This is a genomic window from Herbidospora sp. NBRC 101105, assembly GCF_030269205.1.
GTDB lineage: Bacteria > Actinomycetota > Actinomycetes > Streptosporangiales > Streptosporangiaceae > Herbidospora > Herbidospora solisilvae.
Window position 1 is genome coordinate 648,548 of record NZ_BSSX01000003.1, and the last position, 15,580, is coordinate 664,127.

Annotated in this window: 14 protein-coding genes; 11 read left to right on the plus strand and 3 right to left on the minus strand. The window is 70.8% G+C overall.

Annotated elements, in window-relative coordinates; translation table 11 throughout:
• Positions 1–95 precede the first annotated feature (95 nt).
• A complete protein-coding gene (locus QSK34_RS16825) occupies positions 96–1,136 on the plus strand; it encodes an acetamidase/formamidase family protein (protein WP_285585197.1) in 1,041 nt (346 codons plus the stop codon).
• A gap of 478 nt (positions 1,137–1,614) precedes the next feature.
• Positions 1,615–1,767, plus strand: a complete 153-nt coding sequence (locus QSK34_RS16830) for a hypothetical protein (RefSeq protein ID WP_285585199.1) — start codon at positions 1,615–1,617, stop codon at positions 1,765–1,767.
• A gap of 63 nt (positions 1,768–1,830) precedes the next feature.
• On the opposite strand, the gene QSK34_RS16835 is transcribed toward QSK34_RS16830, so the two are convergent.
• The 3 genes from QSK34_RS16835 to QSK34_RS16845 form a co-directional block, all read right to left on the minus strand.
• Entirely contained in the window at positions 1,831–2,667 is an 837-nt protein-coding gene (locus QSK34_RS16835) for a chromosomal replication initiator protein DnaA (protein ID WP_285585201.1), read from the minus strand.
• Positions 2,668–2,700: 33 nt separating this feature from the next.
• On the minus strand, positions 2,701–3,798 hold the full coding sequence (locus tag QSK34_RS16840; protein ID WP_285585305.1) for a tetratricopeptide repeat protein: 1,098 nt from the start codon (positions 3,796–3,798) through the stop codon (positions 2,701–2,703).
• Positions 3,799–3,929: 131 nt separating this feature from the next.
• Entirely contained in the window at positions 3,930–4,130 is a 201-nt protein-coding gene (locus QSK34_RS16845) for a hypothetical protein (RefSeq protein ID WP_285585203.1), read from the minus strand.
• A gap of 430 nt (positions 4,131–4,560) precedes the next feature.
• Here QSK34_RS16845 and QSK34_RS16850 point away from each other — a divergent pair, with 430 nt between their 5' ends.
• From QSK34_RS16850 to lanM, 9 genes are all read left to right on the plus strand, one after another.
• On the plus strand, positions 4,561–4,866 hold the full coding sequence (locus tag QSK34_RS16850; RefSeq protein WP_285585205.1) for a TIGR04351 family putative TOMM peptide: 306 nt from the start codon (positions 4,561–4,563) through the stop codon (positions 4,864–4,866).
• 207 nt (positions 4,867–5,073) lie between these two features.
• Positions 5,074–5,367 carry a hypothetical protein gene (locus QSK34_RS16855; protein WP_285585208.1) on the plus strand — a complete coding sequence of 98 codons (294 nt, stop codon included), beginning with the start codon at positions 5,074–5,076 and terminating at the stop codon, positions 5,365–5,367.
• Positions 5,368–5,451: 84 nt separating this feature from the next.
• Positions 5,452–6,198, plus strand: coding sequence for a hypothetical protein (locus tag QSK34_RS16860; RefSeq protein WP_285585210.1), 747 nt, complete (start codon positions 5,452–5,454; stop codon positions 6,196–6,198).
• Between the two features lie 153 nt (positions 6,199–6,351).
• On the plus strand, positions 6,352–6,630 hold the full coding sequence (locus QSK34_RS16865) for a hypothetical protein (protein WP_285585214.1): 279 nt from the start codon (positions 6,352–6,354) through the stop codon (positions 6,628–6,630).
• Positions 6,631–6,720: 90 nt separating this feature from the next.
• Positions 6,721–6,999 (plus strand): TIGR04351 family putative TOMM peptide, encoded by a 279-nt coding sequence (locus tag QSK34_RS16870; RefSeq protein WP_285585216.1) that lies wholly within the window; start codon positions 6,721–6,723, stop codon positions 6,997–6,999.
• Complete coding sequence (locus QSK34_RS16875; protein WP_285585218.1) at positions 6,996–7,709, plus strand: biotin/lipoyl-binding protein; 714 nt, start codon at positions 6,996–6,998, stop codon at positions 7,707–7,709. The genes QSK34_RS16870 and QSK34_RS16875 overlap by 4 nt, the downstream gene beginning before the upstream one ends.
• A complete protein-coding gene (locus QSK34_RS16880) occupies positions 7,702–9,879 on the plus strand; it encodes a cysteine peptidase family C39 domain-containing protein (protein ID WP_285585220.1) in 2,178 nt (725 codons plus the stop codon). Before QSK34_RS16875 ends, QSK34_RS16880 begins: the two co-directional genes overlap by 8 nt.
• On the plus strand, positions 9,876–12,404 hold the full coding sequence (locus tag QSK34_RS16885) for an ATP-binding cassette domain-containing protein (protein WP_285585222.1): 2,529 nt from the start codon (positions 9,876–9,878) through the stop codon (positions 12,402–12,404). Before QSK34_RS16880 ends, QSK34_RS16885 begins: the two co-directional genes overlap by 4 nt.
• A 1-nt stretch (position 12,405) precedes the next feature.
• Positions 12,406–15,570, plus strand: coding sequence for a type 2 lanthipeptide synthetase LanM (gene lanM, locus QSK34_RS16890; RefSeq protein ID WP_285585225.1), 3,165 nt, complete (start codon positions 12,406–12,408; stop codon positions 15,568–15,570).
• Positions 15,571–15,580 lie beyond the last annotated feature (10 nt).

Here is a 15,580-nt window from a genome sequence, read left to right on the forward strand (position 1 = left end):
ACCCGAAACCCGCGAAGTGGGACCACCACCTCAGATCCACCCCGGACAAACTGCACTGGGGCGGCTACCCGATCGGCTGGACCCCCGGCCTCACGATGAGGTCAGGCCAGACCGTCCGCGTCGACACCCTCTCCCACCAGGGCTTCACCAACCCCGCCATCCACCCGAACGACTACTTCGGCGCCTTCGGGGTGACCCCGAAGGAGATCCTCCCCGACGGCATCGCCTTCTGGCAGACCCTCCCCGAACGCGAGGCCACCGGCCGACGGTACGGCGGCCACGTCCTGACCGGCCCCATCTACGTCGAGGGCGCCGAGCCGGGCGACACCATCGCGATCGACATCCTGGACGTCGACACCCGGGTCCCCTACGGCTTCAACAACACCGCCCCGACCGGCGGCGTCATGGCGACGTTCTACCCGGGCTGGCGCGAGGGCGACCAGGGCCTCGACATCCCCGCCGTCATCCCGCCCGACCTCCCGGCCGGCGTCTGGCCCGACGTCCGCACCCACCTCTACCGGACCGGCATGCACCGCGGCGAAGAGGTCGTCTTCTTCGCCGACGACATCATCATCCCGACCCACAAGTTCATGGGCATCATCGCGGTCGCCTCACCCACGGGCGAGTTCATCGGCAACACCGAGAACGAGCCGCCACCGGCCACCGGCGTGCAGAACTCGACGCCTCCCGGCAAGTTCGGCGGCAACATGGACGTCCGCGACCTCAACGTCGGCACGACGCTCTACCTGCCGGTCTTCCAGCCGGGAGCGCAGATCTTCATCGGCGACCCGCACAGCTGCCAGGGCGACGGCGAGGTCAGCGGCACAGCGGTCGAACACTCGCTGTCCGGGACGTTCCGCATCACGGTGATCAAGAACACGACGACCGAACTACCGTGGGCCGAGACCGACGACCACTGGATCATGATGGGCATCCACTGGGACCTCGACCGGGCCATGCGGATCGCGGTCGAGAAGACCGTCGACTTCCTGGTCACGACCCAGGGGCTGACGGTACCGAAGGCCTACTCGTTCGCCTCGATCGCGGTGAACTACCACAACGCCGAGGTCGTCGACCGGACCCAGGTGGTGACCGGCTACATCCCGAAAAACGTCTTCAAGGGGCGTCGGCACTGACGAGGCGTGGGTGGTGGACCTGTCCGGACCGCCGGTTCTCGCCGGGCCCACGTGGTGACCGGCTACGTGCCGAAGGAGATGTTCAAGGCGCGGCGGTGCTGACGAGGCAGGGGGTGGCGGACCTGTCCAGACTGCCGGTTCTCGCCGGACCCAGGTGGTGACCGGCTACATGCCGAAGGAGATGTTCGAGGCGCGGCGGTGCTGACGAGGCGGGGTGGCGGACCTTGCTTCGTCACCCGTCCGGACCGGCGATTCTCGCCGGACACAGAGCGTCTACAAGGGCCGGGAGCGCTGACCGGGTGGCGGAGCGGATCTTGCTTCGCCACCCATCCGGACCGCTGGTTCTTGCCGGACGCTGGTCTGTGACCGATGTCGCAGGATTGATCGCCGGGAAGACGATCAAGTCCTCGACCTGTGGGCAGCACCGAGGTTCTCGCCGACCCGGAAGCGGTCGCGATCCTATTCGGAGGTGCCTGACATGGCCGTGTTCGAGCTGATCTGCTACCTGATCGCCTTCGTCCTTTTCGTCCTCGCCGCCCTCAACGTCGGCGCGCGCTTCAACCTGATGGCGGCCGGACTCGCGGCAGCCGTCCTGCCGACGCTGGTCGAGGCGTTCAACGCGCTGAGCTGAGGAGCCTTGCTCGGACGTAGGCGGCGGCGCTCAAGGTCGTGGGAGACCTGAGCGCCCCGGCTCTCAGGCGATACCGGGCGGCGGGCCCATCTCCGCCTGAGCGAAGGCGTGATCCATGCCCGGGCCGGAGTGGTCGGAGCTCGGCAGCTCACTGGGATTCTGGCCGCCGAAGTCGGTTCCGGGCAGGGTGTCGTGATCCTGGCCGCCGAAGTCCGTTCCCGGCAGGGTGCCGTGCTGGTGTCCGCCGTTGTCGGTTCCGGGCAGGGTGTCGTGATCCTGGCCGCCGAAATCTGTTCCGGGCGGGGTGCCGTGCTGGTGTCCGCCGGTGTCGGCGCCTGGGTCTTGCCCGCCGAAATCGGTGCCCGGTAGGGGAGCAACGGGACTGCCCTGGTGGCCCGTGCCGGACTGATGGTCGGCGTCGGCCGGGGTGCTCGTGGTGCTGTCTTCGGGGCGGAGGCCGCCGTGGGGCTCGGCCGGGGACGGCTTGGGGGATGAGTTCACCGAATGAGGGGGATCCAGGCCGGGGACATAGGTCGTCTGGACCTCGTCCAGTTGACTGCGCCCTCCCCCCGGATGCGCCTCGCTCTGCGGGCCGAAGTAGGGCTGCCCGTGCCCGTGCCCGGAACCTTCGCCTCGTTCGGTGGCCGGGTGGTGGGGCGTGGCGGGGGCGTTGTGGTGGGTGGCCGTGGCGTTCCACAGGTTCACGTCCACCGTGGGGGTCGCCGTGTTGTCCGCCGCACCTTGCGACGCGGTGTGGTGGGACCCGTGATGGGTCGCTTCCTTCGGGGTCGTGCTCTCCGGGGGCGGTGGTTTGTGCTCGCCCATGGGGACCTTGCCGGGATCGTCGGCAGGGGAGAGCTCGGTCTCGGGGTGTTTGCCGGGGAACTTGCCGGTGCTCATCGTGATCGCTCCACTCGGGGCAGGGGCCGGATGTCAGGTCCAGGGGCCGCGGATGGGCAGGCGCTCGGCCGGGATGCGGGATTCGAGATAGCGCCCGATCTCCCTGACCCGCGCCGGAGTGCCCACGCCGGACATTTCGATATGAGTGACGGAAGACGCTCCGTTGTCGTTGTATCGAATGCCCAGAGACGCGGTGTGAGTGAAATATGTCCCGAATGTGCGTCGATAGCTGGGCGCCTCGACGATCTGGTAGTACCAGATGAACTGCACCGTACGCCTGATCAGCCCACGTCTGATTTCCACGCCGTATTCGTACACATCAGACCCGTTGATCCGGGAATTCAGCAGCGCGGCCGGAATGCCGACGATCACGATCACCAGGGCGGCCGTCGTGACCACCGCGACGAGCAGCAGACTCGGCGCCGGCCAGTCGACCCCGAGCCGGAGGTTCCCGTACATGATGACCGGCCAGTCGATGACGCCACTCGCGATCCCGGCCGCCACGGCCAGGAGGAGCAGCCCCGCCGCGATCTTCGGCCCTCCGAAGAGGGCGACGGCGAGCAGGGCGGCGAGCGGCGCCGACTCGCCGCCCGCGTACACGCTGGAGACGGGCACCGCGGCGGCGGCGGCCAAGAGTGCCTTGCCCAGGGTCCCGGGTATGAGATGCCTGGCCTTGAGCCTGAGCGGGGCGACCAGACGACCGCGGTCGACCACGCGGCGGTCGTCGACCAGGGAACGCAGCGGCGGCGGGACCTCCGAACCGGGCTCACCGGCGACCGGCTCCTCGCACTCGCGCAGCCTCTCGCGGGCGTCCCGGAACTCGGTCACCTCCAGAACCCGCCGGTAGGCGTCGGCGGCGCCGGCCCGGTCGCCGTCCGCCTGGAGGACGCGGCCCAGCCGGTAGGCCGCCTCGTAGTGCCCGGGCATGCGGTCGAGGACCCGGAGCAGCTGAGCGGCCGCCTCGGCGGTGCGGCCGAGATCGGTCAGGCAGACGGCGAGCGCGTAACGGGCCGCCACATCGCCGGGGGCCGTTTCGAGAAAGCCCTCCAACAGAGGGATCGCTTCCTGGGGCCGTCCACGACGGCGTAATTCGCTCGCCCGCGTATAGGCGTTTGGGTTGGCGTCATCCATATTGGACGGAGAATCCGGCAGATAATCGCCGTCCGTGACACGTCCTTCTAGCACGCTCCATTCTGTCCGGATAAATGGCGCTCGGCCAGTGTGCGATGCGGAAAGCGGGGATCCCAGATGACCACGCCGCCTTAGTCGCCCCAGACCAGCCGGTAGATCACGGCGGCCCCCATGAACCGCGGGCCGCCGATCGCCACGCGTCGTCTCGGGAGTGAAGACTTCCACTGCGGACCCGACGCCGCGGAGGAGCTCCCGAGTAACTCACGGTAGTCGTCGCCGGGCACCGCGATGCCGGCGCCCAGCAGGTAGCCGAACAGCAGCAGCACCATCACGGGGGACAGCCGAGCGCAGGTCGCCACCGTCACAGGCCCATGCGGGGGGCGGTGCGGCCGTGCTCGAACTCGCCTGGGGCATCATCGCCACCCCGTGATAATCGTCACATGCGATCGGTGTCAGTCGTTTATGGTTTCCCCGGACGATGGCGGCGAATATGAATGCGTGACGGCCTCCCGCAGCGGCCGACAATTTCGCACGCCGAAATCATGGACGGCCTTCCCATTTCGTATGGGCAGGCCGTCTTCGCGTTCACAGAAAGCACCGATGTGACGATTGTCATGAATGGCAGATGTTACTTGATTCTGGTGCCGCCGGCCGGAACCGGCGATTCTGAATATGTGACAAGGGGGAGCGAGCAGTCCAGATGCCCGCTGCCGATCCGTCGAATCTCGGCCCGTGCGCCGTGGTGTCAAAAGGAGAGATCTGATGAGTGAGAGCGTTTTCGTTCCCAGCGACGAGGACCGCAAGAAGTTCGCCCGTCTGGTCGCCGCCGCCTGGTCGGACGACCAGGTCAAGGAGCGCTACGAGACGGAGCCCCGCGAGCTGCTCGCCGAGTACGGCTTCGCCCTCCCCGCGGGCGTCTCGGTCCCGCCGCTGCCCCCCAAGCCCGAGGGCGAGTTCTCCGTCGAGCAGCTCGAAACCGCCGCCGGCTCTGAGGCGGAGGGCACCATCGGCACCCTCGGCTGCTTCAGCAACACGATCGGCACCCTCTTCTGCTTCGACCCCGCCTAACCTTCCGCCGGGAGATTCGGATCACGAACGGCCTGCCCGCCGCACCATTGAATGGTGCGGTCCGGGCAGGCCGTTTTCGCATGTGTTCTCACGGAGGCCAGATGACGATTGTCATGAACCACATATGTGGATTGCCTCTGTCGGCGCCGGGGACTTCGGCAAACCATGGACATGTGAGAAGGGGCCCGAAAACGAGGAGAGTGCCCAATGGCGGAAAGCATCTACGTACTCGGCGACGAGGACCGCAGGAAGTTCGCCCGGCTGGTCGCCGCGGCCTGGGCGAACAGCGAGCTCAAGGCCCGTTACGAGGCACGGCCCCGTGAGGTGCTCGTCGAATATGGCGTCGTGATCCCGGCGGGCATCCCCACCCCGCCGCTGCCCGCCAGGCCCGAAGGGGAGTTCTCCGTCGAGCAGCTGGAGGACGCGGCCGGCGTCGCGAGCTCCTGCGGCGTCTGCTACCCCTGCGCCGTCACCGTGGGGATGAACGCGACCATCGTGTGAGACATCCCCTACTGAGTGACACCCGAAAGCCCGTCTTGCCGGTGACCCGTTGCCTTCTCTGAAACGGGTTGTCATGATCCGTTTGTGAGCGAATCGGGAGATTCCGGATCGCGGACGGCCGTTCCCGCACCACTCGAGGTGCGGGTCGGGCGGGCCGCCGTCATCGCGTTCGCCCTGTTCCTGATGGCCCGTACCGTCGCGCACTACATCCAGGACTCGCCGGCTCGCGCCGTCCCCGCGGTCATCCTGACGGTCGCCGTGATCGCCCTCTACGTGTGGTCGGGTTATCCGGGGCGCAGCCGCCATCGGTGGCGGTTCGTCGCGGCGTCGGCGGTTCTCGTCTACCTTCCGCTGCCGCTCCTGGGCGCCTGGTGGGCGGGGGCGGGAATCTTCCTGGCCGCGACCGTGCTGGGTTTCCTCTCCCGGTGGTACGCGCTGCCGGCCTTCGCCCTGGTGCTCCTGCTGGAACTGGGCAAGTCCCTCGCCCTGGGAGACGACCCCACGACGGCCCTGTCATGGATCCTCACCGTCGCGGTGGCCGCGGTGCCGCTGGCGGCGTTGACGCATTTCGCGGAGACCGCGCGGGTCCTCTACGAGACCCGGGCCGAGCTGGTCGCGGCCGAGGTGGCGGCGCAGCGGGCGCGGTCGATGGGCGAGCTGGAGGGGATCCTCGGCAGCCGCCTCAACGCCATCGCCCAGCAGGGTTTCCGCATTCTCAGTGACGGCGACGGCAACACCGAGATCCTCAAGAAGCAGCTGCACGGCATGCACGACATAGCGGTCGAGGCGCAGCGGGACATGCGGGAATTCGCGCACCGAGTGCAGCAATAGGGCGATGACCTTGGTAAATGATAAACATCACAGAATGTCCGTGATGGCGTGTTCTGGCTGGACCAGGGGCGACTGGCAAAACTGATGTCACAGGCGGTCCCCCTCCCAACCTCCGGGGAGAGCCGACCCGGAGCCGCCTGATGAGGTGACAGCATGCCGGAAGACTCGACACTGCCTACCGAACTCCGGACCCAGCTCGCCCGATTCTTCGCCCGTGCCTGGTCGGACGAGACGCTGAGAGAAGAATTCGCGCTCGACCCGCGCGCCGCGCTCGCCGCCGCCGGGATCGACTGGCCCGACGGCCTTCCCATTCCCGAGCTGCCCGAACGGCCCGAGCAGGCCCTCGACCTGGAGAGCCTGGAGGCTTCGGCGGGTGCCGCCCTCAGCACCATCGGCACCGTGAGCTGTCCCACCGGCTGCTTCAGCAACTGACGACTCAAGAACGGCGCCGGGTGGTGGGCAGTCCAGATGCCCACCACCCCGCCATTGAAGCATCTCATATCACGCTGCGGGAGACCTGTGATGACTGTAGACACGATCGACTGGACCATCGCCCAGCGCAGAGGATTCGGCGAACTCACCGCGCGGTCCTGGTCGGACCCCGGCCTGCGGCTGCGTTACGAGTCCGAGCCCGCCGCCGTGCTGGCCGAATACGACATCCACCTGCCCGACGGGGTGCCCGCCCCGGCGCTGCCGCCGACGCCGGTCGGAGAGGCGGAGGTCGAGACGTTCAGCGGGTCGACGTCACCGCCGCCCTGCATCACCTTCTGCTTCTGCTGGCCGTCGGCGGCAGTGAAATGAGCACGACCGCCGTCGAGACACTGGGAGGCGAGCGGATCGACCAGCTCGTCTCCTCCGTGCGGACCAGATCGTGGCTCGCCGCGGTCGCGCTCATCCTGCTCGCCGGCTCCGGAGCGGCGTGGATGTGGCTCGGGCAGGTCCGTGACGTGGTGCCGGCGCAGGGGGTGCTGGTGGCGGGGAGCGGGCCGGTGCCGGTCGCCGCCCCCGTGTCCGGCAGCCTGGCCGAGGTGTTCGTCCAGGCCGGGCAGGACGTGACCCCGGGCACGGCGCTGGGCGTGGTCGCCGACGCGCACGGGGCCCGGCGGGTCGTGACCAGCACGACGAGCGGGCGGGTGCTCCGGACCGCCGCGCCCGGGACCGCCCTGGCCGCCGGCGGCACGGTCGCCGTCGTCGACCCCGCCACCGGGCCGCTGCGCGCGCTGCTCGTGGTCGGCCACGACCGCATCGCCTCACTCACCGCGGGTCAGGCCGTCGCCGTCGGCGGCGTGCCGGGCAAGGTCAGCGCCGTCGACACCTACCCCGCCACCGGCGACCGGCTGCGCCCGCTCTACGGCGACGCCCTCAAGGCCGACGGCCGCTTCGTGGTGACCGTCGACCTCGACCGTCCGGCCTGGCCGGGCGCCACCCTCACCCCGGTGCGCGGGGAGATCACCATCGACGTCGTCCGCCCGGTGGACGTGCTGTTCCCCGGGGAGACGAGTCATGGCTAAGACTGCGACGAAGACCGCGACCAAGCCGCGCCCGGTCCGTACCGAGCGCCGCCCGCAGATGGAGGACGCCGACTGCGGGCCGGCCTGCCTCAGCATGATCTTCGCCTATCACGGCCTGCGTGTTCCCCTGCACGAGATCAGGGAGCGGTCCGGCGTCGGCAGAGACGGCCTCTCCGGGGCCGGCCTGAAGAGGGCGGCCGAGGAGTACGGCTTCGACATCACCGGCTTCCGCCTGGAGGCCGACGAGCTGGAGACCCGCCCCGTCCCGTCGATGATCTACGTGGACCGCCGGCACTTCGTGGTGCTGGAGGGGATGCGGAAGCGGTGGGCGTACATCAACGATCCCGCCGTCGGCCGGATCCGCCTGAGCAGGGAGGACTTCAAGAAGCGGTTCAGCGGGATCGTGCTGGTGCCGCGTCCGGGCGAGGGTTTCACCCCTCGTGGTAAGCGCTTCCCGGTGGTCCGGTCGGCGCTGGAGAAGGTTCGGCCGTACCTGTCGACGCTGGTCGCGATAGCCGTGATGGCCTTCGTGCTCGCCCTTCCCGCGGTCGCCACGTCGCTGCTCACCAGGCTGCTGCTGGGCGAGGTCCTCATCGCGGGGGACCCGTCCTGGTCCGCGCCGGTGCTGTTCGGGCTGCTCGCCTGCGCCGCGTTCACCCTCGCCGGGACCTGGGTGCAGCAGCGGCTGCTCGGCGCCGTGCAGACGGCGATGGCGGCCGACCTGTCGGGCCGGTACATGTGGCGGCTGCTGCGGCTGCCGGGTGACTTCTTCCACCGCCGGATGATCGGCGGGCTGGTCATGAAGACCTCCTTCGGCGCCGGGCTGTCCATCCTCCTGTCGGACCGGGCCGCCGTCGCCGTGGCGGCCGTGCTGACCATGTCGCTGCACTCCGCGATCCTCTTCACCTTCCATCCGGCCTTCGCCCTGGTGGCCGGCGTCCTGGCCGCGATCAACCTGCTGACGATGCGTGCGGTCAGCCGGGCCAGCGCCCCCCACCAGCAGAAGCTGCTGTTCGAGGAGCACCGCCGCGACAGCATGGCCTTCAACGGCATCTCGATGGCCGAGGCGCTGAAGGCCGACGGCGCCGAGGGCTGGTTCTTCGCCAAATGGGCGGGCCTGTCGGCGCGGGCGCTGTCGGCGACGCAGGACCTCATGCGGGTGACGCAGGCGCTGCTCGCGGTGCCCGCCGCGCTGGGCTCGCTCGCCGGAGCCACCATGGTGATCACCGGCGCGGTGCTGATGGCCGACGGCGAGGTGACCATGCCGACGGTCATCGCCGCGCAGCTTCTCGTCGGGGCGTTCCTGGTGCCGGTCACCGCACTGGTCGGCATAGGCGCCGAGACGCAGATCGCGATCGCGCAGACCAGCATGTACGACGACGCCGTCACCGCCGACCTCGACCCGCAGTACGCGGCGCCGCCGTCGGCCCCCGACGGCACCGGCGGCCTGCGCGGCGTGGTCGAGTTCCGCGACGTCTCCTTCGGCTACGACCGCCAGCGCGGACCGGTCATCAGCGGCCTGTCGTTCCGCGCGGAACCGGGCCAGCGGGTGTCGGTGGTCGGCCGGACCGGCAGCGGCAAGTCCACCGTGGCCCGCCTGCTCACCGGCGCGGTCAGGCCATGGGGCGGGGAGATCCTGCTCGACGACCGGCCGCGCGAGGAGTGGCCCCGGGAGACGCTCACCACGTCCGTCGGGTACGTCGAGCAGAACCTCCAGGTGTTCGAGGGCACCGTGGCCGACAACCTCACGCTCTGGGACCAGACGATCCCGCAGTACCGGCTGCACCGGGCGCTCACCGACGCCTGCCTGGCCGACGTGGTCCAGCGCCGTGGCGGCCTGTCCGGCGGCTGGATCCAGGAGCGGGGCCGGAACCTGTCGGGCGGCGAACGGCAGCGCCTGGAGATCGCGCGGGCGCTGGTGCTGTCGCCGTCGGTGCTGGTTCTCGACGAGGCGACCAGCGCGCTCGACGCGGAGACCGAGGCGCTGGTCGACGCGAACGTGAAGGCACGGGGCTGCACCAGCGTGGTGATCGCCCACCGGCTCTCCACCGTCCGGGAAAGCGACCTGATCCTCGTGCTCGACAACGGCCGGGTGGTCCAGCGCGGCACCCACGCCGAGCTCATCGCCGTGCCCGGCCACTACCGCACGCTCGTCGAGGAAGCCTCATGAACGGATACCCCGTCAGCGAGATCGAGCTGATCGACCCCTACGCCTGCTGGACCGTGGTCAGCGGCTCCGTGGACGTCCTGCTGTCACCCGTCGACGGCCGGGGCCCCCGGCACCGGGTCGTCCGGGTCGAGAGCGGCGAACTCATGCACGGGTTCGCCGCGACCGACCTGCCCGGCGGCTACACCGTCACGGCGGCCCCCACCGATGGGACCTCGGTGCGCCGGGTCCGGCGGGACGACAACGCGGTCTCCTCGTGGGTACGCCGCCTCGCCGGCCCCGGCGGCGGTTCCCCGCCGAGCTACGCCGAGCTGCGCGAACTCCATCGGGGAACGCTGACCCGGGTGCTGCTGCTGGCCGAGGCGGAGGAGGCCGACCGGGACAACTGGCGCCTGGCCAGGGCCCAGGCCTCGGGCGACATCCTGCAGCGGTCCTTCTCCGACATCGCGGCGGCGGCGGGTGTCGCCCCGGCGCCGCCCAGCCCCCGGACCGCCGCCGATCGCGCGATAGAGGTCGTCAGGGCGCTCGGCGACCACTGCGGGTTCACCGCGCACGACATCGACCCCGCGTCCACCGACCCGCTCGCCGTCGCGCTGAACGCGGCCCGGGCCCGGCACCGGCGTGTCCACCTGGAGGAGCGGTGGTGGAAGAAGGCCACCGTCCCGATGGTCGGCTTCACCAAGGAGACCGGCCGGCCGGTGGCGCTGCTGCCGCGCAGGGGCGGCTACCTGATCTCCGAGCCGGGCGAGGGCGTGCGCCGTGTCACCGACGAGGTGGCCGCGACCCTCGGCGAGGCCGCCTGGCAGGTCTATCCGTCGCTCGACGACGGCATCACCACGCCGCTCGCCCTGCTGCGGTTCGGGCTGCGTGGTGCGGGCCGGGAACTGGGCTGGCTCTTCGCGGCCGGAGGCGGCGCCGCGCTGCTCGCGCTCGGCGTGCCGATGCTCACGTTCGTCCTGCTGAGCTCGGCGCAGAACCCGGCCGACCTGCCGGCCACGATCTGGATCGCGGCCCTCATCGTGGGCGCGGTGACGGCGAGCACGCTGCTTCTCGCGGTGCGGAACTCGCTCCTCGTCCGGGTGCAGGGCCGGTTGCAGGAGCGGCTCGAACCGGCCATCTGGAGTCATCTGGTCTCGCTCGACCTGCCGTTCTACGCGCAGTACAGCACCGGCAACCTGGTCCACCGGGCCAACGCCGTCGCCGACATGCGCAAGGCGCTGGGCCAGGCCGCGGTCAACTCGCTCCTCGGTGGCGTGTTCTCGCTGCTCGGACTGCTGATCCTGGTGACGATCGACTGGCGGCTGGCGCTGGCCGTGCTGGGCGGGGTGCTCCTGCTGCTGGCCGTCCTGGCCCTGCTCGCCGTGCGCCAGCAGCGCCATGAGCTGGTCCTGCACGAGGAGTACAGCAAGATCTACTCGCTCCTGTACGCCTGTCTCAGCGCCATCGACAAGATCCATGTGGCGGGCCGGGAGGCGCAGGTCTTCGGCCTGTGGTCGCGGCTGTTCGCCGCGCAGCAGCACGCCGCCGCCGCGTCCCTGCGGGAGCGGGCGGTGTCGGCGGCGATCGGCGCGGCGGCGCAGCCCCTGCTGCTGCTCGTCCTGGCCGCCATCGGCCTGTCCCTGAACGTGCCCGCGGCCTCCTTCGTGGTCGCCGCCGTGGCGCTCGGGCAGTTCGTGCTCGCGCTCGGCCAGATGAGCCGGGCGGTGGAGGCGGCCTTCGCGCTGCTGCCCCGCTTCGAACGGCTCAAGCCCCTGCTGGAACGGGCCCCCGAGACCCCGCCCGGCGCCAAGGACCCCGGCGACCTCGTCGGCATGGTCCGGCTGAACGACGTCTCCTTCGCCTACCCGGGCACCCCCAAGCAGATCCTCGAAGAGGTCTCGATGGTGTTCCGGCCAGGCGAGTTCGTGGCGGTCACCGGGCATTCGGGTGCGGGCAAGTCGACGCTGGTCCGGCTGCTGCTCGGGTTCGAGCCGCCGCGTACGGGCCAGGTCCTCTACGACGGCGGTGACCTGCGCGACCTCGACCTGCGGCGGGTCCGCACCCAGGTCGGCGTGGTGATGCAGCAGGCCCGGGTGCTGCGCGGGTCGGTGCTGGAGAACATCGTCGGCGACGTGCCCGGCGCCAGGGAGGAGGACGCCTGGCGGGCGGCCCGGCTGGCCGACCTCGACGAGGACATCGCCAAGTTGCCCATGGGCATGCAGACGATCATCAGCGAGGACAACGCCTCCTTCTCCGGCGGCGAACTCCAGCGGCTGCTGATCGCCCGCGCGCTGGTGAAACGGCCCAAGATCCTCATCCTCGACGAGGCCACCAGCGCCCTGGACAACGTCACGCAGGCGCTGGTCAGCCGCCGGATCGCCGAGCTCGACATCACCCGGATCGTGATCGCACACCGGCTGAGCACCATCCGGCAGGCCGATCGGATCTACGTACTCGACCAGGGCAGGGTCGTCGCGAACGGCACCTTCGAGGAGCTGATGGACACCAACGAGCTGTTCGCCCGGATGGTCAGCCGACAGGAGGTCTGAGATGCCGTTGACGGTTCACCACGGAAACGCCGAAGCGCAGAGCGAAGGGCTGCTCTCCGTACCCGGCGGGGACGAGCGGCTGATGGCGGTGGTGGCTGCGGCGGCGCCCTTCCACGAGCGGGTGGCGGGGGACTACTTCGTCCCGGTCGCCGGGCGGGGGCGCCGGCAGGCGTCCGAACGCACCCAGCGCTGGCTCAAGGCGGCGGTCGGCGACGACGAGGACGCGAAGCGGGCGGTCCTGCACCACCGCAGGCGGACCGGCCGCGACCTGGGCGCGGGGCTCGTCGACGTCCAGCTGGCCGACCCCCGGCGGCTGCCCGACTGGGGGTACGCCCTGGTGGACTTCCTGCTCGCCCAGCCGCCGACGGCCGCGGCCGACCCGGCGACCGGACGTCCCGGCGCCCCGTTCGTGGCGTTTCGGCGCGCCATGAACCGGCTCGTGGACGTCAAGGACGGGTCGGTCCGCGGCGTGCCGGTGACGCCTGAGGCCCGGGAGGACATCGCGGGCCAGCTGATCGAACGGCTGACGCAGGCGTGCTGGGCCGGGTTCGCCTTCGAGGCCCAGCTCGCCGGCACGTCCAACGACATGTCCTCCTGGTTGCAGAGCCCCGGCCTGGACGTCAGCCAGTCGGGCTGGCTCGACCGGCTGGAGACGCTGCCCGGCCTCGCCTACGTGATGGGCATGACGTGCCTGCAGTGGCGCCGGGTCGTCCACGAGCTGTTCGACCGCCTCCGCGCCGACCTGCCGCAGTTGCGCCGCACCCTGTGGGGGTGGGCCAACCCGGGCCCGGTCACCGGCTACTCCGGCGACTCCGGCGACCTGCACAACCACGGCCGGGTGGTCACGCTGCTCACCTTCGCCTCGGGGGAGCGGGTCGTCTACAAACCGAAGGACCTGCGCTCGGCCGCCGGGCTGATGGACGTCTGCACCGCCCTGAACAACCACGGCCTGCCGCTCGACCTGCACACCCGGCAGGTGGTGCTGCGCGACGGCTACGGCTGGGAGGAGTACGTCGTCGCCGAGCCCGGCACCGACGAGGACAGCGTGCGCCGGTTCTACACGCGGCTGGGGATGTTCGCCCGGCTCGCCCAGTTCCTGGAGTGCCGCGACCTGTGGGCCGACAACCTGGTGGCGATCGGGGAGACCCCGGCGTTCATCGACCTGGAGAACGTCCTGCAGGGCCGGATCAGCCAACCGGCCGTCATCGGGCCGCGGATCGAGTCGTTGTGGGGAAAGGTCGAGGAGACGGTGGTCAAGACCGCCGTCGTCTCCTTCCCCCGGATGATCGCGGGGGGCGTGCAGGCCCAGGACGTCGGCTGCCTGGCCGCGCTGCGGGAACAGATCGCGCGGAACTCCGCCGGGTTCCCGGCCGGGTGGGAGGAGCCGCCCTACCGGCCGACGTGGGGCGCGGGCGAGCTGGCCGACCCGCGCGACTACGCCGACGAGGTCGCCGAGGGATACCGGCAGATGCAGGCCTGCCTGGAGCGCAACCAGGAACTCCTGGCCGACGCGACCGGGCCGTTCGCCCTGCTGCGGGACGCGCCCGTCCGCTACATCTGGCGCAGCACCTTCGACTGCGGCGACCTGCTCCGCATGAGCGTCAGTCCGGGCGCGCTGGTCGACGGCGTGGCCAGGGAGGTGTGCCTGGCCCACCTGTTCCGCAGCGCCATGGGGACGCTGCGCGTCGATCCGGGCCGCACCGACATCCTGGAGATCATCGAGCAGGAGATCGACGCGTTCCGGCGCATGGACATCCCGCTGTTCCTGTCGAGACCGGCCTCCGACTCCGCGTTCACCCCCGACGGAGACGAGATCCCCGGCCATTTCTCCGGTACGGCCTGGGACCGCCTCCAGGACCGCGTCGCCGACCTCGCGGGCTTCCCGCTGGAGGAGCACGTCGCGGTGCTGCAGACCTGCCTCGACATCACCGGCGCGGCCGACCTGCCCGTCTCCTTCCCGGTGAGCGCGGCCCCCCGGCCGCGGACGCTCCACGAGATCGGTCTCCAGGCCTACGAGATGTCCGGCCGGGGCGACGAGCCGCGTGCCGAGGAGCTGCTCGCCCGCGCCGGCGACCTGGCGAACGAGGTGCTCGACGCCGCCGTCCCGCTCGAATCCGACCGGTCGGCCTGGATGGGCGTGGTCACCTACCCCGCCCACGGCCTCGACCAGGTCGAACCCCTCCACGGCGACCTGCTGACCGGCACCGCCGGACTGGCCGTCTTCCTCTCGGAGCTGTACGCCAACACCGGCGCCCCCGCCCACTGGACCGCCGCCCAGGAGTCACTGGACGCGTCCGTCGAGTTCGCCACCCTCTCCGCCAAGTCGGCCTTCTACCGCCGGATGTGCGGCGGCCTGACACCCGTCGGCGCCTTCGTCGGGATCGGTTCGGCCATTTACGCGCTGAGCCGCTGCGGCGACGCGCTGGGCGACGGCAAACTGGTCGAGCGGGCGGCCGAGCTGGTCTCGCTGGCCGAATCGGAGCTGGCCGGGACCACGTCGGCCGAGCCGGTGTTCGGCCGGCCGGGCCTGCTGCTGGCCCTCCACCGGCTGCGCGCGGCCTCGCCCGTGGCGGTCCCCGAAGCCGACACGCTGGCCGCGCGGCTGCACGGGGAACTGCTCGCCGAACTCGCCTCGGGGCGCCAGGCGCGGTCGCCGTACCCGCCGATGGTCCCCGCCCTGGACGGGCTGCCCATCGGCGTCGACGGCCTGGTCTGGGCGCTGGCGAGCAGCGCCGCCGCACTCGGCGAGACCGGCTCGGCGCTCGCCCCGGTCCGGGCCCACCGGTTCGCGCTCGACACTCCGGGCTCGGTTCTCGCCGCCGTCGCCACCGCCCACGCCCTCACCGGGGAGGTGCCCGCCGACCTGCGCGACCTTGTGGCCAGGCGGTGCGCGCCCGCCCCGGGCCGCTCCTGCGCCGGGCTGGTGGTGGACGCCGAGGTGGCCGTGCACACCGCCCGCCTGACCGGGGACCAGGGGCTGCTGCGCACCGCCCGTGACCTGGCCGCCGAACTGCTGCTCCGCCGCGACCACACCGGCCGCTGGTTCGCCGACCGACGCCGCGCCGACCGGCTCACCCTGTCGGCCGTCAACGGACTCGCGGCGGCCGGACTGACCCTTCTCCGGCTGGCCGACGACGAAGTCGCCTCACTCCGCCTCGTGAACTGACTCGTGAACT